Genomic DNA, 17,106 nt, shown 5'->3' with positions numbered 1-17,106 from the left:
GCTTTGTCCGAGCCATGCTTGAACAATTCGTGCAAAAGATATACAAAGGAATTTAAAAGAATTGATCTGGGTCAGTTCACTCTTCTTGATTCAATGACTTAAACCTTAGATACAGCACGAGAAGCTTAGCAAATCATGGCCATTCCTCAACATACGATTGATCAGATTCTCGATCGCACCGATATTGTCGATGTGATTGGTCAATACGTGAAGCTAAAAAAAACTGGCCGCACCTATTCTGGCTGTTGCCCTTTCCATCAGGAAAAATCGCCTTCTTTTCACGTCTACCGTGACAAGCAGTATTTCCACTGCTTTGGCTGTCAGGCCAACGGCAATGCCATCCGCTTTTTAATGGATATTGGCAGCCGCAATTTCATTGAAGTGATGAAAGACCTGTCTAGCCAGACCGGAATTGAACTGCCTAAAGACAATAAAGATTCCAACCGCTTAAAATACAAACGCGAAGCCAAACCAAAACCGGTTGCTACGCCACCAGTAAAAACTGCGGATACATCTACAAATCCAGTATCCGAACAACCTGCTTATTTTGATCCATTTGCTGAAATTCAGGCACCTGAAGCTGAATTTTATACGGATGACCCTTTTGCTGCTTTTGAGCAAATGCCTGCAGCAGAAGCACAAGCAGATGGCAACTTATACGACCTGCTGGAAAATATCGCGCAGTTTTATGAGCGTCAGCTACCCAACAGTCCAAGTGCCCAGCAATATTTTAAACAGCGTGGTCTGACCTCAGAAACGATTACCTACTGGCGACTAGGTTATGCACCGGAAGACTGGCAACATCTGGAAAAAGCCTTCCCGCAGGATATTGAAGGTCTCAAACTTTTAGGTATGATTCGTACTAGCGATAGTGGTCGGGATTTTGACCTGCTCCGTGACCGTGTCATTTTCCCGATTCGTGATAGTAAAGGCCGTGTGGTCGGTTTTGGTGGTCGTGCACTGAATGACGAGATCAAACCGAAATACATCAACTCACCCGATTCAGAAGTTTTCCATAAAAACCAGTTATTGTATGGTCTGTATGAAGGTCGCAAGCAGAAAGCTCAAGACTGGCTGATGGTGGAAGGCTATATGGATGTCATTGCCTTGCAGCAATATGGCATTCATGGTGCAGTAGCTACTTTGGGAACAGCAAGTAATACTGATCACCTAAATATTCTGTTCAAGCAGAATAATCGGATTACCATTGCCTTTGATGGTGATGCGGCTGGACAAAAAGCGGCACGCCGTACTCTGGAAATTGCTCTACCCTTACTGAACGATGGGCGTGAGCTCAAATTCTTTGTCCTGCCGAATGACCATGACCCAGACTCCCTGATTCGTCGTGAAGGCATTGAAAATTTCCGCCGTCTGCTGGATCAGGCTCCGCTACTCTCTGACTTTGTCTTTGCCCATCTCACTCAGAATCACGATATTGCAACGCCAGAAGGTAAAAGTCAGGTCATGGGCGAGCTGCGTCAATTAACCGAATTGTTGCCCAAAGCTGGCTCATTCCGTTATCTGCTACAGCAGTTCTTTCGGGAAAAACTCGGTTTTAGCCGCAAATGGCAACCCAAAGTCAATAATGACGCATCTCTAAGCTTTAGCACCAAAATTGATGCCGAAGAGTATGTCATTGCGATTCTGTTGAATCACCCTTACCTGTATATTCATTTTGAACCATTACGTGCATTGGTCAGTGAAGATCAATTGCTGTTCAAGATCCTGAATATATTTAATGTGATTTTCGATGAATTGCCGGATGATCCGGAACTATCGACCTATTACGTGCTTGGTGCCTGTGCTGCACATCATCATGAGTTACAGCATATCCTGCAACATGCCAATGTCAGCGATTACACCTCTTCTCCTGAGCAGGCAGACAAACTGGCGGCAGACTTCTCGATCAAGCTGCAATATCAGTGTCTACAACATAAACTGAAATCGAAAAAGTTTAGTAGCATCGCGGAGATGAAAAACCTCAAGATGCGAATTTATGAAATTGATAAAAAACGTTCCATGACCTTACTCGAAGATTAAAAATCATGAAAATAAAAAAGGCATTTATTTTAAACGCCTTTTAAATATCGGGAAATTAACTCAAGATCATCTTAATGTTTAACCTTACGGCGATGCTGTACCACGTCCTGTAAACTGTTCTGTAGCATTTCAAAATAGCTTGGATCTTCAGCTTTGGCAGCTTCACGCAGCATGATTGAGGTCGGATGCAGAAGCTTTTGGGTCAAACGATGTGAAAATTCGGCCAATACTGTTTCAGCATTTTCACCTTTAGCGATGCGTTGCATAGCGGTCGCCAGTTCTTCCTGACGCAAGCTTTCCCCATAATCCCGGTAAGCATGAATCGTACTACCCGCTTCGCTCACCTTCTGCTGGGTGATCAACTCGGTTGCCAGTTGATTGACCATTACTTCCGCTTCGACCGCTGCCTGACGACGCTGTGCCAGGTTTTCATCGATCACGCTTTGCAAATCGTCCACGCCGTAGAGATAAACTCCATCCAGCTTTTCAACTTTTGGATCAATATCACGGGGTACGGCCAGATCGACCAACAGCATTTGCTGGTAACGGCGCTTCTTTAAGGCAGCTTTGACATCCGAATAGTGAATGACTTGATGCAAACTACCGGTACAACTGGAAATCACATCTGCACGATGCAGGTTTGCTGCCAGTTGATCAAAATCAATAATTTCTACATCTGCACGATGCGCGATTTCCTGCGCGAGATTCTCTGCACGAGCACGAGTCCGGTTACAGATAATGATTTTTCCGACGCCCATTTCTGCCAGATGTTTGGCCACCAGACTATTCATTTCCCCGGCGGCTACCACCATCACAGTCAACTGCTCTGGTCGGCTAAACACTTGCAATGCTAATTGTGCGACTGCATAACCCATTGAGACTGCATGACTGCCGACTGCTGTTTCCGAGCGCACACGCTTGGCCGCATAAAAGGCATATTCAAAGATACGATTCAGGTTTTGTGAAACGGTTTTAGATTCTTTGGCAAGAGAGAGTGCAGTTTTGACCTGTCCCAGAATCTGCGGTTCACCGAGCATTAGGGAGTCGAGACCACTGGCTACACGCATCAGATGAGTAACGGCTTGCGCATTCTCATAGCGATAAACATGATTCTGCAATTGCTTGGGATCAATACCATTGGTCTGGGCGAGCCAGTTCAGCACCATGTCGACATTGTCCGACATCGCGTAAACTTCGGTCCGGTTACATGTAGACACCACCACCATATCATTCAGTACAGGGTGCTGGCTTTGCTCGGCAAGTAAAATGCTTAACTTTTCAGGGTTAAAAGCAATCTTTTCGCGCAGCTCTACAGAGGCAGTTTGATGGTTGACACCCAATGCAAAGAAAGACATATCAGGTCATCATTTCACTAAATTTATGCTATTGTGCAACATCGGTGTCATAAAAAGCATTACTTGGATAAAGAAAAATTGCGTCTAACAACTAGCCGTATAAACGGCCCTACCATTAAGCAATATTCTACCACATTCTTGCTGGTGGTTAGCATGGCTTCAACTGCTCATCTTTATGCAGCAGAAGCAGTTTACCATGCAAATCAAAATTATGATGCGATAAAACAAAGTATGATAGCCGAGTTTGCACTCGCCTATCGCGATATTCCAAATGCTTTACACAACTATACTGTGCTGGCCATTAAAAGCAATTCCACTGCGGTTAAACAGCGCGCACTCAATATCGCCCTCGAACATGAAGACCTGAATGCAGCGCTGGATATTTCTACCCATTGGGTGGTTCAGGAACCGCAAGATGTTCCGGCATTATTCTATCTGGCACATATTGCCTTAAAAGCCCATGAGTACGAACTGGCGGCAGAAACGCTGGAAAAGATCCTGAAAATTGATGATAACGCCGATCTGGAAGAAATTCTGGCCGGGATTGCCCCAGATGAGCCGGATGACCGTGAATATTTAATTCAGGCTCTAAGTACTAGCAAAGCCAAAGACAATCCTTCGATTCTGGTGCTGGTCGCCGGTCTGGAAGCACAAAAAGGTCAGCTAGAACAGGCTCTCAATACCATCAACCGCGCCTTAAAAAAACGTCCAAAGTCGACTGGCTATATCCTGATGAAAGCCAATCTGTTGGCGGCATTGGGTGATGATGCGGAAACTTTAAAATGGTACGAGAAAGCCAGTCGTAAATATCGTAACAACATGGATATACGTCTGGCTGAGGTTAAATACCTGATCAAGCTAAATGAAGCTGAAAAGGCCTTACAGAAACTAGAAGCGATCCTGAAAAAATCACCACAACACGAAGAAGCGTTGTTTATTGCCGGCTTAACCAGTATTGACCTGCAGCAATATGAACGGGCCGAAAAATATCTGGTTGAGCTCCGCTATTCAGCTCAGTACCAGAATGAAGCCTATTACTATCTGGCAGTCAATGCAGAACGCAAACAGCATTATGAAACTGCCAAGGCATATTACCGCCTGGTGGATGGCAGCCTGTATACGGTTTCACGACGCAATATCATTGCCATCTTTGCCGAGCAGGATAAACTACATGATGCGCTGCGCTTTCTGACTCAGGAACGGGTCAATTATCCGCAACATGCCAGTTTCCTGTATCTGGCTCAGGCGGATATTCTGAAACGCATGAATAATAAGAACGCAGCGATCCGAATTCTGGAAGAAGCCAGCATAAACCTACCGGATGATCCGGAGTTAGTCTATGCTCAAGTTTTATTGCTAGATCCACATGAAGATCGTGATCAACTGGATCAGCTGTTAAAAACCCTGCTTAAAATCGAGCCGAATAGTCCAACCTATCTGAATGCTTATGCCTATACGCTGGCCCGTCAAAATCGCCGTCTGGATGAAGCAAGGCGCTATGCTGAACAGGCACTGGAATACGCACCAGAACAGGCTTCTATTCTGGATACTTATGGCTACATCTGTTACCTGCAGAATGATTTTACTACGGCTGCCCAGGTGCTGCTTAAAGCCTATGAACTGAATCCAAGTGCGAAAATAGGCGTCCGTTATGCACGTTCACTTTATATGAAAGGCGATCTACAACAATTCCATCAAGTGTTACAACAATTACAACAAAACCATCCAAATGACCCAGAATTAAACCAACTTAATTCGCTATTGTTAGCACCACAATCCTGAACGAGTCCATTCTTTTATGCGCAACATAAGTACTTTAGGCTGCTGTTTCCTTGCTTCTACTGCCCTACTCATGAGTGGCTGTCAGCAGATGGTTCAGCAAAAAGCTCCTGTCACGCCATCGGTACAGGCTGAAAACCAGTTCCAGCTGCAAGGTAAAATCGGGGTACGAACACCTCAGCAAAGCGGCAGTGCCTTTTTTACCTGGGTTCAGCAGCAGGAAGAGTTTGATATTGAACTGACTGGTATCTTAGGTGCTGGAAAAACCCAGATTTCAGGTACTCCTGGCCAGGTAACTTTGAATAGTGCCAAAACCGGTCTGATCAAGGCAGCAACGGCAGAAGAACTATTGCAACGTGCTACTGGCTGGCAAGCCCCGATTAGTCATTTAGTCGATTGGGTACAGGCACGTCCTGCGACACAGTCTGCCCAGATCCAGAAAGACAGCTCACAGCGTATCAGCCAGATTATTGAACAAGGCTGGACGGTAGACCTCAGTTACAACCAGCAGGCAACTGTTCCAAACCGCTTGATTTTAAAGCAGTCGCTTGAGAATGGTGGTGAAAACCGTATTACAATGGTGATTCAAAACCGTTAACTGGTCTGATGCAAGCCTATGATGATTCGTGTTCCCTCACCTGCAAAACTGAATTTGTTTCTTCATATCACCGGTCGCCGTCCGGATGGTTATCACGAGCTGCAAAGTATTTTTCAGTTGATAGATTTGTGTGACTGGCTAGAGTTTGAACAAACAGATGATCAGCAAATCCAGATTGAAGGTTTGTCCTCAGTCGATCTGGAACAGAATCTCATCTATCGTGCAGCGCAGATTTTGCAGCCTTATGCCAAAACGCCTTCTGGTCTGATCATTCGACTGGAGAAAAATATTCCTATGGGTGCAGGTCTTGGCGGCGGCTCATCCAATGCAGCAACGACGCTGATTGTACTGAACCAATTATGGCATTGTGGCTTAAATTCCGAGCAATTGGCAGAGCTCGGCGTTAAGCTGGGCGCAGATGTACCCATTTTTGTTCATGGTCGCAATGCCTGGGCTGAAGGCATTGGTGAACACTTAACATTCATAGACTTAGATCAAAAACAGTTCATTGTGTTAAAACCTGACTGTTTTATCAGCACTCAACAGCTTTTTTCACAAAAAACGTTGACAAGAGACACGAAGAGCTCTAAATTTTGCGCCTATCAGATAAAGCCATCTGATTTCGGAAATAACTTTGAGCCAGTGGCAAGAAGCTTATATCCAGAAGTCGATGAGGCAATGCAATATCTCGACCAGTTCGGTGTTGCAAAGCTTACAGGTACAGGTGCTTGTGTTTTTATCGAGGTAACTGATGATATGAATGTGACCGACATTCTTGAGAATGCACCATGTAAATCTTACCTGGTGAACAGTCTGAAAGAATCGCCATTACGTCATTTCAAGGTTCAATAGGGGTATCGCCAAGTGGTAAGGCACCGGGTTTTGATCTCGGCATCCGTTGGTTCGAATCCAGCTACCCCTGCCATTATTCACCTGTAGATGTACTGTATTAGGGGTATCGCCAAGTGGTAAGGCACCGGGTTTTGATCTCGGCATCCGTTGGTTCGAATCCAGCTACCCCTGCCATCTTACAGTTCATCAAATCTAGGGGCGTCGCCAAGTGGTAAGGCACCGGGTTTTGATCTCGGCATCCGTTGGTTCGAATCCAGCCGCCCCTGCCATTTTCTCGAAAAAAGACAGAACATCATTTGCTGTAAGACTGTTAATTTACCTTGACACAATACCGCAAAAATATTAAAGTTCTGCCGCATTAGGGGTATCGCCAAGTGGTAAGGCACCGGGTTTTGATCTCGGCATCCGTTGGTTCGAATCCAGCTACCCCTGCCATCTACTTCCATACATACCAACCGCCAAGGGTGCTTCATGCCCAATCTTGTCGTTTTTAGTGGAACCGCGCATCCACAATTCGCTCAAAAAGTCGTAAGTCACTTACATATTCCTCTAGGCGCCGCCTCTGTAGGCCAGTTCTCTGATGGCGAAATCGCTGTTGAGATCACTGAAAATGTTCGTGGTAAAGACGTATTCATCGTACAACCTACTTGTGCACCGACCAACGATAACCTGATGGAAATCCTGGTCATGGCTGACGCGTTACGCCGTGCAAGTGCTGGTCGTATTACTGCCGTGATTCCTTACTTCGGTTATGCCCGTCAAGACCGTCGTCCTCGTTCAAGCCGTGTGCCGATTACTGCAAAAGTTGTTGCAGATATGCTGACCACTGTAGGTATTGACCGTGTGGTGATGATTGACCTTCACGCTGACCAGATCCAAGGTTTCTTCGATATTCCTGTAGACAACATCTACGGTACGCCAGCCCTGCTTGCTGACTTACGCCAACAACAGCATCATAACCTGATGGTTGTTTCTCCTGACGTAGGTGGTGTAGTTCGTGCTCGTGCTGTTGCGAAACAGATGGGTGATATCGACCTAGCGATCATCGATAAACGTCGTCAAAAAGCGAATGAATCACAAGTGATGCATTTGATTGGTGATGTGAAAGATCGTGACTGTGTGATCGTTGATGACATGGTGGATACTGCTGGTACGCTTTGTAAAGCTGCTGATGCGTTGAAAACTTTCGGTGCCCGCAAAGTTGTTGCTTATGCAACTCACCCAGTATTGTCTGGTAAAGCACTCGAAAATCTTAAAAATTCTGTAATTGACGAATTGGTTGTAACTGACACCATTCCTCTTTCAGAAGAAGCTTTAGCACTTGGTAAGATTCGCCAGGTTTCAGTAGCAAGTATGGTTGCTGAAACAATTCGTCGTATTAACAACGAAGAATCTATTAGCGCAATGTTCGATTCTTATCTATAATAGTGCGCTGAATTTCCAAAGCCCTGCCATTTGGCGGGGCTTTTACTCACTAGACTGGTCGCAAGTCTAGTTACTTAAACTTAAAATAGGATGTCTATCATGGCAAACTTCGTATTAAATGCAGTAGCACGTGATGAAGCAGTTCAAGGGAAAGGTGCGAGCCGCCGCCTTCGTCTTCAAAACAAAGTACCTGCTATCATTTATGGTGGTGAAGCTGCTCCTGTAGCTGTATCTCTTGAGCTTCGTCAACTTGTTAAATTCCTAGAAAGCAACGCTTTCTTCGAAGAAGTGATCGAAATTGATGTTGATGGTAAAGTTGAAAGCGTTAAAATCCAAGCTTTACAACGTCACCCAGCTAAAAACACTCCAATGCACGCTGACTTCAAACGCGCATAAGTGTTAATGGTGTAGATTAGTGTCAAATATTTCACTGATTGTAGGTTTGGGCAACCCAGGTTCTGAGTATGCTCAAACCCGCCATAATGCAGGCTTCTGGTTTGTAGAGCGCCTTGCAGATCAATATGGCATTAGCCTTAAAAAAGACCCTAAATTCAATGGATTCAGCGGTCGTGGCAATATCGAAGGTCAAGACGTCCGTCTCCTTCTACCTACAACATTCATGAACCTCTCCGGTAAAAGTGTTGTTCCTTTCGCCAAATTCTACAATATCGCACCTGAATCAATCCTGATTGCCCATGATGAACTGGATATGAATCCAGGCATTATTCGCCTGAAAACTGGCGGTGGTCATGGTGGACATAATGGTTTACGCGATATCGTGCCGCATATCGGTCCGAACTTTCATCGTCTACGCATTGGTATTGGTCATCCAGGTTCTAAAGACCGTGTTTCTGGTCATGTCCTGAGTAAAGCACCAAGCAGTGAACAAGAGTTAATGGACGATGCAATTGCCCATGCACTTGCTCGTGCCAAAATGCTGGTGAACGGTGAAGTACAACAGGCAATGAATCAAATCAATGCTTATAAACCGAACTAAACATTCATAAATTGCTGGACAATTCCGCTTGCCTTGCTGGCCATTTAGGCGCAAAATGCGCAAGCCTACCCACTTATCCAGTGTCGTAGAAATTGATTCAACCATAAGATCAAAGTCTTAGGTCAACTAAGGGGACGCTAGCCATGCTATCTCGTTTATTAAAATGCAAAATTCATCGCGCTTTTGTTACACATGCAGAATTACACTATGAAGGTTCATGTGCAATTGATGGCGTTTTGATGGATCTAGCTGGCATTCGTGAATACGAAGAAATTCATGTTTGGAACGTGACCAATGGTAAGCGTTTTACTACTTATGCCATTCGTGGTGAAGATAATTCAGGGATTATTTCTGTGAATGGTGGTGCTGCACACCAAGCTGATGTTGGTGATATCGTGATTATCGCAACATTTGGTGATTTCACTGAAGCGGAAGCCAATGCTCATAAACCACGTCTGGTTTATGCAAATCCGGATAACACTGTGAATCACACTGCAAACTGTATTCCGGTACAAGTTGCCTAAGCTGGTTCGACAAGATTCTAAAAAGCTCGCTTCTCGCGGGCTTTTTTATGGGCTGATTAAAATAAAACTAACTCCCCTGCCACCAGCTTTTTCGGTTCTCACAGTTTAAGGACTTAAGATTTTGATCTACCAGGTTGGCTAACAAAGCTTCTCCATTTTCTTTTAGCTTTAATTCAGCGAATTTGGCATCGCGATAACAAGGCTCAAGTCCTTCGGCAAACATAAAACTGTTGGTAGCCGGATATAAGCCTTCAAAGGTATTCTGCGGATTTTTCAGGATTAATTGCGCTGAGCATGGCTGATCCAGCGCACTTCGATTAAAACTGGTTTTGACAACTCTTCTTTGCTCATCAAGCTGTACATAGCTTAGTACACGGGACTGGTTTTCAAAATCTTGAATACTGATTTTAGGTTCTGATTGTTCTGATCTATTCTCCGCTGCTAGTGCACTAAAATGCAGATCATAATTCAGCGCCATATAATCGCCTTGCAGAATTGATCGCGGATCTACTGGTGCCAGCTCCACATAAATACTTTGGCTATCTCGAAGATGCCATTCATGTTGCGCGATCAATCCACAAAATAAGGCAATACTGAAAATAGCCAGATGCAAAGGAAGAAACTTTTTCATCTTGCCTCTCCTTGCTCATGTTGTAGTTTTGACCCCTTTAAAATATAGGCCAGCAACAAGACCAGTATCCCTGAAGCAAAGATACTGATGCTTTTTAATAGGAAGCTTAAGCCCAGATTGTAATACAGCATCCATAGCCAGAAGATCAGCAATAAAATGGTAAGTGCCTGTATAAGTCGTTGCTGATAGACCACTACCCATGCCATAAGCAGCATAATAATAAAAATCTCAAAATAGCCCAACAGAATGAGTAAGATGCCAAATACAGGAATCAGCCAGAGCCATTTTTCACTAAATTGCTGCCAGTTTTGCCAGATAAAACCAAGCAACAATAAGCTCGGAAGAACATAAAACAGCAGAACGTGGTCAAGGCTGATCTGCCCGATGCCCTGCCAGTGCTCTAATCCAGTCACAGATTGAACCACAGCTGAACCTGTCAGCATAGCAATGATCCAGAGCAGAATACTTTTCTGATAAATTGAGGACTGCCAATATCTAGCGGTTAGAATTAGCCCGATAAAAATGACATAGTTCAAGCTTAGGGCAAGCGTGATTACAATATCATCATGCTTAAAAGAGTTCTCTAATGCCAAAACGACAATTGCTAAAGCATGAGCTATCAAGAGCTGTAAGGTCAGAATGAACCAGTGCATCCGTTTGATCACAGTCAGAGCCAGCATCATTAACTGCAACAACCACACTATAAACAGGCTATCGGTGAGCAGTTCCGTATGAATTAATACCGCAGCTTGCCCGCAAACCCAAAGACAATAGGCAAACTGACGTAGAAATATGGAATTCTTTTGACTTAATAATTTCCAAGCGATGCCAATAAAAATGAGACCTAAAACAATTGAAACTGCTTTCCAATAGGTCAGCAATAAGACTGCCAGAATAATCCCAGCTATCCAGGCACCGAGTGCCAAAGGAATGACAGAGAATTTGGTTTGTGGGAAGACTTTCTTTAAGGCAAAACTGATCAACGCAAACCAGCCAAAGATCAGCATTGCCAAAATAAATAAGCCAACTGCTGAATTGGTAAGCCGATCGTCCACCAGTTCAAACAGCCATAGGCTCAAACTGGCAGCCAAGCCTGCAATCAGTAAAATGGTTTCTAGTGCCTGATGCTTACGATAAAAATAAAATGCAGCACCTGCTGGCAGAACAACTGAAGAAGCCAGATAAATTAGCTTATATTGATGGGTAAACTGCATCATACTGCTGATCGAAATCATGATGATGAATACAATAAATAGGTATCGCAGCAACGGGTAATAACGTATGGCAAAGACAAAGCTGATGGCCGTCAGTAGATTCAAAGTCAGTAGATACAATCCTTCTGCCCGTATCATCCAGAAACTTTGCTTAAAGTAAAAATACAATGCCAGCTGAGTGACCACACAAAGCATGGCAAAAACCCCGATATTGGATCGATATAGCCACGGCAACAGCAATACGGCCCAGAGCAGAAATAACGGATAACTATCCGCACCAGTTTGATAGATCTGCCCAATCACCGCCAGACTTAAGCCCAGCATCAGGCCAGATACAGTATCCAGACTCTGTCTGATCCACTCCTGCTGATTAAAGTAGATACTGGCTAACGCACTACAGAGTAAAACCAGCATTGGAATTGCTAGCTGTACCTGATTCGGCAGCATCCACCAGTTTGCAGCAATTAAATACAGCAAACTGACTGCAATCAGCGCAACGCCCAAAATATTGAGATAACGCAAAACCTTTGCATCACAAAACAGCAAGGGAGAAAATGGATTATTATGGATCAGCTCGGTTTTCTTCATTGTCAGAATGATTGATCAATTTCTATTCTTAATAGCAACATAACATGTTTCCAGTTTTTTGCTAAAAGGCTGTAGTAATTCAGATAATCTGTTTTGCTTATCTGAAATCCTGCAAATCCGTGACTGGCCAAACTATCCCATCTTTTAAAAATCAGGACTATAATGGCCCTACATCGCTTCAGGGCGGGGTGAGATTCCCCACCGGTGGTAATTTCAGGGTAGTAAATCTCTATTCCTGAATCAGCCCACGAGCGGTCAATTTCGATTGATCTGCAGATCTGGTGTAAATCCAGAGCCGACGGTATAGTCCGGATGAAAGAAGACGAAAGCAGTACACCCTGTTTTATGCCTGGCATAAAACTGTTTTGCTATAAGCCTATTTTCACTATGTCCTGAAATGTTCAATCGTACTTTTACTTTACGTGAGCGTTTCAATGTCAAGTTTGATTCAACCCGAAATTTTCTTTTCCGCTTTAGCTCCTGCTGAACAGCGCATCCAACAAGCACTCGAAGATATCCGCCAAGGCAAACCTGTTCTGGTCATGGATGACTTTGACCGTGAAAATGAAGCCGACCTCATCGTTGCTGCAGAGACTTTGACTGTAGAAACCATGGCACGCATGATTCGTGATGGTTCTGGCATTGTCTGCCTGTGCCTGACTGATGAACTGGCCAATCATCTAGAACTGCCGCCTATGGTGCAGGATAACTCTAGCCAGTTTAAAACTGCCTTTACTGTAACGATTGAAGCTGCGGAAGGTGTGACGACTGGTGTATCTGCCAAAGACCGTACCACTACGATTAAAGCAGTCATTAAAGATGGCGCAGTAGCGAGTGATCTAAATCGTCCAGGTCATGTCTTTCCTTTACGTGCCCGTGAAGGCGGTGTGCTGACCCGTCGTGGCCATACTGAAGGTACCATTGACCTTGCTCGTCTGGCGGGTTTAAAACCTGCCGGTGTTCTGTGTGAACTAACCAACCCAGATGGCACGATGGCTTCTGGCATTCAGGTATTGTCTTATGCACAGACGCATCAGCTGACCGTGATTACCATTGATGAACTAGCGCATTACCGCCAGCAGCACAATGTATAAGTACAAGATTTAAAGATAAAAAATCCCGGCTTAAGACCGGGATTTTTTATGTTCAGTATTTTGATTTAAATAAGAACAGAATAAATTCCATATAGTGCGACCAGCAGCAAGATCAAACCGCACAAACCAAGCAAATAAGGATACAGCCTAGATTTAGCAAAGCGCTGAAAGCCTAAATAAACTAATGACAGGGTCAAAAAATCTAGCACAATCCAGCTGATCGTCAGAATCACCAAACTTAAATCCAGATTTGGCGTGATGCCAATAAACTGCGGGAAAAATGCAGCAAAGAAAATAATATCTTTGGGGTTGGAGATCCCCACTAGAAATCCGGTTCGAAAGCCACCTTGTACCGGTTGCAAGCGTTGTGAATTAGTCGAACTCTGCCCTTGCCAGACTTCCCGGAAAATCTGGATTCCCAGCCAGGCAATATATAAACAGCCAAGCAGCTTGATGCCATTCAGCCAGTTTTCATTGATAACCAATAAACCTTTTAAGCTGAGAATGGATAAGGTGATCAATACCAGAGAAGCAAAATTTGTCCCGAAAATGGTCTGCAAAGCATGCTTATAGCCACCTTTCAGTCCAGCACTAGCGACCAGCAACATCACAGGCCCAGGTGTGGCAATCATGATGACGACGGCCAGACAATAGAGAGCATATTCACTGATATTCACGCCATGTCCTCAGCTATCATGATTTTTTAATAAAAAAGAGGACTTAGTCCTCTTCCTGCATATGAATCAGGTGCTGGCTGATCCCATCTGCCCGTAAAAAAGCCAGGTCATAACTGGCTTTGGCGAGTGCCAGTACCCGACGCTCGAATTCATCCCAAAGCGGACGCACCTGTTTGTAATGAATACCTAAACCGCTTTCATCAGTAAAATGACGGTTCTTTTCACAGAGTTTTAAGGCATGGTAAAGCTTACGACCTTTAGTCGCATCTTCACGCAGACGCACCCGTTTAGACAGGACAAATGTTTCCACTTTGGCCAGATTTGCCATCGGCAGCATCGGGACTAAAATCTGATCTAGCTGTGCATCCAGCCGCTGCCAGACTGCAGTATGTTGATCTGCGTTATAACTATTCCAGTGAATCACTTCATGATTAAAACGGCGGCAACCACGACAGACCGCATCACCAAATACGGTTGAGCAACGCCCTGCGCAAGGGGTCAAAGATGCAATACGACGATCCGAACTCAAAACTTACTCCAACTGTGCTGCAACTTCCAGCATCTGCATCATTGCATCAAAATCCTGGGTCGGCATGACTATACACGCTCTCCCTATCGATTTGAAGTCCGTTAAAACCCGGCCTTTTACTCGCTTATTCATTCAAATCACGTTAAAATATGCGCCTTTCAAATTATCATGCTACGTTGGAGTATTCCATGAACGCTACTGTAGAACAGCTTGCACCTGTAGAACAGCAAGCGACGACTGGTTGGGTTGTTGCCGCACTTTATCAATTCAAAGAAGTTCAAGATCCTGAGGGTCTGCAACAACGTCTTTTAGACTTGGTAAAAACCATCAACCTTTGCGGTACTCTAATTGTGGCAGGTGAAGGCATTAACGGTACCGTTGCGGGTAACCGTGAAGCCATCGACAAAGTACATCAGTTCCTGCTGGATGAAGGCTTCAACGAAATGGAATACAAAGAGTCTCATAGCTCTGACAAGCCATTCCGTAAAATGAAGATCAAACTGAAAAAAGAAATCGTGACTTTAGGTGTGCCGGTTAAGCCTCGTGATCTGGTTGGCCATTATCTTGATCCTAAAGAATGGAATGAGCTGATTGCACGTGATGACGTGATTCTGGTTGATACCCGTAATGATTACGAGTACAAAGCCGGTACCTTCAAAGGCGCAATCGATCCAAAAACTGAAACTTTCCGTGAATTCCCTGAATATGTGAAAAAGAATCTGGAACAGCACAAGGACAAGAAAATTGCCATGTTCTGTACCGGTGGTATTCGCTGTGAAAAATCAACTTCTTTATTGCTTCAGGAAGGCTTTAAAGAGGTGTATCACCTGAAAGGCGGTATTCTGAAATACTTGGAAGAGACCCCAGCTGAAGAAAGCCTGTGGGAAGGTGAATGTTTCGTATTTGATGGCCGTACTGCAGTTACACATGGTGTGGAAGAAGGTCAAAATACCAAATGTCATGCGTGTGGCTGGCCATTAACACCTGAAGAGGCAGCGCTGCCAAGTTATGAACACGGCGTATCTTGTATGTACTGTATCGATAAAACCACCGAGAAACAAAAAGAAGGTTTCCGTATGCGTCAATCGCAAATTCTGGCTGCAAAACGTAAACGTCTCTAATTCCAGTTTTGTAACCAAAAATATCTAAGCCCTCTTTGGAGGGCTTTTTGTTTACATAAGCATTACATCTGCAATAAAAAACTTACCAATCCCTTACCAAGAACAGCATATTTTTACAGCCAAGCTTGATAGTCTTTATATCACATTACTTTGTTACCATAAGTCTTTCATTATTAATTAATTTTTTAAATGAAAAGGAAAACAAAATGGCCAATTCACTTGCTCGGGACCCCGATAATATTGTTAGATTCCAACCTAAAGAAAATACAAAACTGGAACGCATTACCCAAATGACAGATGAGCTGGAAGCAGAATCACATCTGTTCATTGTGATCTTGGGAACTATCATTGGTGCCATTCTTGCCCTGTTTATCGGCTATCATATTGAGGCTACAGCAGCACACTATTTACTGCTCAGTGCTCTGCCAGTTTGCTTGGCTTACAGCTTACGTAAAGTTTATATTTATACCTTAACCCATAGTTAATCCGCAGTTGGCCATTTATATAACTTAACTTTACCCTCTTAAAAATACTGCTTAGGATACAAGCAGTATTTTTTATTTTGCCAATTTTATGAATCTGACTGAATGGATTATTTCTGTCATGGAACAGCTGGGCTACTGGGGCATTGCCCTACTCATGTTTCTTGACAATGTCTTTCCCCCGATCCCCTCTGAAATTATCATGCCTTCTGCCGGCTATTCCGCGTCCCAAGGAGAATTAGTGCTGGTCGGAGTCATTATTGCAGGCAGTATCGGTTCGTTATTGGCAGCGGCATTGCTCTATTGGATTGGCTACAAATTTAACCACGACAGTATTTTCAGATTTGTAGACAAATACGGAAAATTCCTGTTTATCAAATCTGAAGATGTCAAAAAATCTTTAGAATGGTTCGAGCAGTATGGACACCGGATTGTATTCTTTGGCCGGATGGTTCCGGCAGTACGTTCCCTCATCAGTATCCCGGCCGGCATGAGTCATATGCCTTTCTGGAAATTCATGTTCTATAGCGGACTGGGTACTATTATCTGGACCACGTTCCTGGCCTGTGTCGGTTTTTATTTTGGTGAAAATCAGGAATTGATGCACAAAATCTTCAGTCAGGTCAGTTATGTGATTATTGCGATTGTCGTGATCATCTTGGGCTGGGTTTTATATCGTAGACATCAACGTAAAAATCGTCCATCCTGAAGAGACCTCAGCATAAGGAGGCTAAAACGATGTCGCATTATCTTAAATATTTTGCCACCGTTTATCTGACTCTGGTCTTAATAGTGGGCATACTCATCTACGTGTTCAATCTGGGCGCTATTCTGCTAATTCCTGCCCTGATTGCCTCCGCCTTTCTCAGCGCCCGATACTTTGTGAAAAAAGAACTCCGACTACCCACCCAAGAAGAGAAAAGCAGACTGGTCTGGGGTTCCACGATTATTGCCATGATCTTTGGATTTATCTTTTTGTTTATAGTGATCTGGTTGCATCCACAGACGGAGGAAATCTATAGAAGAATGGCTTATACAGGACGCAGGCCAAATTCATTTCTGGTGGCTGCAAGTATTGCCTTACATGCCTTGCTGTTCCATATCGCCTATAATGGCTATGCGCGTTATAGCTTGAGCAAGCGTACGGGTGCCGATCATAAACCTTAGATTAAATCATCCACTAGTTAAAACATTGTAAAA

General features: G+C 44.1%; 19 protein-coding genes, 4 tRNA genes and 1 riboswitch. Of the genes, 17 read left to right on the top strand and 6 right to left on the bottom strand.

Annotated features, from left to right (window positions below; all coding sequences use genetic code 11):
* The first annotated feature begins 135 nt into the window (after positions 1 to 135).
* Positions 136 to 2,040, top strand: coding sequence for a DNA primase (locus AC4MCD_RS03995; RefSeq protein WP_491876608.1), 1,905 nt, complete (start codon positions 136 to 138; stop codon positions 2,038 to 2,040).
* Positions 2,041 to 2,111: 71 nt separating this feature from the next.
* Here the strand turns inward: AC4MCD_RS03995 and hemA are convergent, their stop codons facing one another.
* Positions 2,112 to 3,395 carry a glutamyl-tRNA reductase gene (gene hemA, locus AC4MCD_RS03990; protein ID WP_491876607.1) on the bottom strand — a complete coding sequence of 428 codons (1,284 nt, stop codon included), beginning with the start codon at positions 3,393 to 3,395 and terminating at the stop codon, positions 2,112 to 2,114.
* A gap of 78 nt (positions 3,396 to 3,473) precedes the next feature.
* Between hemA and AC4MCD_RS03985 the strand changes: the two genes are divergently transcribed.
* From AC4MCD_RS03985 to panD, 11 genes are all read left to right on the top strand, one after another.
* Positions 3,474 to 5,177 (top strand): tetratricopeptide repeat protein, encoded by a 1,704-nt coding sequence (locus AC4MCD_RS03985; protein ID WP_419365771.1) that lies wholly within the window; start codon positions 3,474 to 3,476, stop codon positions 5,175 to 5,177.
* 16 nt (positions 5,178 to 5,193) lie between these two features.
* Positions 5,194 to 5,772 (top strand): lipoprotein insertase outer membrane protein LolB, encoded by a 579-nt coding sequence (lolB, locus tag AC4MCD_RS03980; protein ID WP_312331460.1) that lies wholly within the window; start codon positions 5,194 to 5,196, stop codon positions 5,770 to 5,772.
* Positions 5,773 to 5,793: 21 nt separating this feature from the next.
* Positions 5,794 to 6,624: a 4-(cytidine 5'-diphospho)-2-C-methyl-D-erythritol kinase gene (ispE, locus tag AC4MCD_RS03975; protein ID WP_491876840.1), complete on the top strand. Its 831-nt coding sequence runs from the start codon at positions 5,794 to 5,796 to the stop codon at positions 6,622 to 6,624.
* A tRNA-Gln gene (locus AC4MCD_RS03970) sits at positions 6,623 to 6,697 on the top strand. The genes ispE and AC4MCD_RS03970 overlap by 2 nt, the downstream gene beginning before the upstream one ends.
* Positions 6,698 to 6,723: 26 nt before the next feature.
* Positions 6,724 to 6,798, top strand: a tRNA-Gln gene (locus tag AC4MCD_RS03965).
* A 20-nt stretch (positions 6,799 to 6,818) separates the two neighbouring features.
* Positions 6,819 to 6,893, top strand: a tRNA-Gln gene (locus tag AC4MCD_RS03960).
* Positions 6,894 to 6,984: 91 nt separating this feature from the next.
* Positions 6,985 to 7,059: transfer RNA gene (locus AC4MCD_RS03955), tRNA-Gln, on the top strand.
* A gap of 36 nt (positions 7,060 to 7,095) precedes the next feature.
* Positions 7,096 to 8,049: a ribose-phosphate pyrophosphokinase gene (locus AC4MCD_RS03950; protein WP_004784839.1), complete on the top strand. Its 954-nt coding sequence runs from the start codon at positions 7,096 to 7,098 to the stop codon at positions 8,047 to 8,049.
* 99 nt (positions 8,050 to 8,148) lie between these two features.
* Positions 8,149 to 8,445 (top strand): 50S ribosomal protein L25, encoded by a 297-nt coding sequence (rplY, locus tag AC4MCD_RS03945; RefSeq protein WP_067730790.1) that lies wholly within the window; start codon positions 8,149 to 8,151, stop codon positions 8,443 to 8,445.
* A gap of 19 nt (positions 8,446 to 8,464) precedes the next feature.
* Positions 8,465 to 9,046 carry an aminoacyl-tRNA hydrolase gene (gene pth / locus AC4MCD_RS03940; RefSeq protein WP_005236857.1) on the top strand — a complete coding sequence of 194 codons (582 nt, stop codon included), beginning with the start codon at positions 8,465 to 8,467 and terminating at the stop codon, positions 9,044 to 9,046.
* 143 nt (positions 9,047 to 9,189) lie between these two features.
* Positions 9,190 to 9,570, top strand: a complete 381-nt coding sequence (gene panD / locus AC4MCD_RS03935) for an aspartate 1-decarboxylase (RefSeq protein WP_004784844.1) — start codon at positions 9,190 to 9,192, stop codon at positions 9,568 to 9,570.
* Positions 9,571 to 9,637: 67 nt separating this feature from the next.
* Here the strand turns inward: panD and AC4MCD_RS03930 are convergent, their stop codons facing one another.
* Together AC4MCD_RS03930 and AC4MCD_RS03925 are read right to left on the bottom strand one after the other, a co-directional pair.
* A complete protein-coding gene (locus AC4MCD_RS03930; RefSeq protein WP_491876606.1) occupies positions 9,638 to 10,201 on the bottom strand; it encodes a GDYXXLXY domain-containing protein in 564 nt (187 codons plus the stop codon).
* Positions 10,198 to 12,003 carry a DUF2157 domain-containing protein gene (locus tag AC4MCD_RS03925; RefSeq protein WP_491876605.1) on the bottom strand — a complete coding sequence of 602 codons (1,806 nt, stop codon included), beginning with the start codon at positions 12,001 to 12,003 and terminating at the stop codon, positions 10,198 to 10,200. Before AC4MCD_RS03925 ends, AC4MCD_RS03930 begins: the two co-directional genes overlap by 4 nt.
* 171 nt (positions 12,004 to 12,174) lie before the next feature.
* Positions 12,175 to 12,331, top strand: a riboswitch (FMN riboswitch).
* 106 nt (positions 12,332 to 12,437) lie between these two features.
* Here AC4MCD_RS03925 and ribB point away from each other — a divergent pair.
* Positions 12,438 to 13,097 carry a 3,4-dihydroxy-2-butanone-4-phosphate synthase gene (gene ribB / locus AC4MCD_RS03920; protein ID WP_491876604.1) on the top strand — a complete coding sequence of 220 codons (660 nt, stop codon included), beginning with the start codon at positions 12,438 to 12,440 and terminating at the stop codon, positions 13,095 to 13,097.
* 65 nt (positions 13,098 to 13,162) lie between these two features.
* On the opposite strand, the gene AC4MCD_RS03915 is transcribed toward ribB, so the two are convergent.
* From AC4MCD_RS03915 to AC4MCD_RS03905, 3 genes are read right to left on the bottom strand one after another with little or no spacing between them, the layout of a single operon-like run.
* Positions 13,163 to 13,774: a LysE family translocator gene (locus AC4MCD_RS03915; protein ID WP_491876603.1), complete on the bottom strand. Its 612-nt coding sequence runs from the start codon at positions 13,772 to 13,774 to the stop codon at positions 13,163 to 13,165.
* A 43-nt stretch (positions 13,775 to 13,817) separates the two neighbouring features.
* Positions 13,818 to 14,303, bottom strand: a complete 486-nt coding sequence (locus AC4MCD_RS03910) for a DUF1289 domain-containing protein (RefSeq protein ID WP_179992824.1) — start codon at positions 14,301 to 14,303, stop codon at positions 13,818 to 13,820.
* A 3-nt stretch (positions 14,304 to 14,306) separates the two neighbouring features.
* Positions 14,307 to 14,435 (bottom strand): hypothetical protein, encoded by a 129-nt coding sequence (locus tag AC4MCD_RS03905; RefSeq protein WP_257218376.1) that lies wholly within the window; start codon positions 14,433 to 14,435, stop codon positions 14,307 to 14,309.
* Between the two features lie 56 nt (positions 14,436 to 14,491).
* Here AC4MCD_RS03905 and trhO point away from each other — a divergent pair, with 56 nt between their 5' ends.
* The 4 genes from trhO (at position 14,492) to AC4MCD_RS03885 (ending at position 17,073) form a co-directional block, all read left to right on the top strand.
* Positions 14,492 to 15,424 carry an oxygen-dependent tRNA uridine(34) hydroxylase TrhO gene (gene trhO, locus AC4MCD_RS03900; protein ID WP_419365778.1) on the top strand — a complete coding sequence of 311 codons (933 nt, stop codon included), beginning with the start codon at positions 14,492 to 14,494 and terminating at the stop codon, positions 15,422 to 15,424.
* 206 nt (positions 15,425 to 15,630) lie between these two features.
* Positions 15,631 to 15,909 (top strand): hypothetical protein, encoded by a 279-nt coding sequence (locus AC4MCD_RS03895; RefSeq protein ID WP_034170157.1) that lies wholly within the window; start codon positions 15,631 to 15,633, stop codon positions 15,907 to 15,909.
* An 88-nt stretch (positions 15,910 to 15,997) separates the two neighbouring features.
* Entirely contained in the window at positions 15,998 to 16,615 is a 618-nt protein-coding gene (locus tag AC4MCD_RS03890; RefSeq protein ID WP_491876602.1) for a DedA family protein, read from the top strand.
* 29 nt (positions 16,616 to 16,644) lie between these two features.
* Positions 16,645 to 17,073 (top strand): ABZJ_00895 family protein, encoded by a 429-nt coding sequence (locus AC4MCD_RS03885; RefSeq protein ID WP_491876601.1) that lies wholly within the window; start codon positions 16,645 to 16,647, stop codon positions 17,071 to 17,073.
* The last annotated feature ends 33 nt before the right edge of the window (positions 17,074 to 17,106 follow it).

This window comes from Acinetobacter sp. CAU_H_78, assembly GCF_058599365.1.
This window is presented reverse-complemented; position numbering and strand designations above follow the sequence as displayed.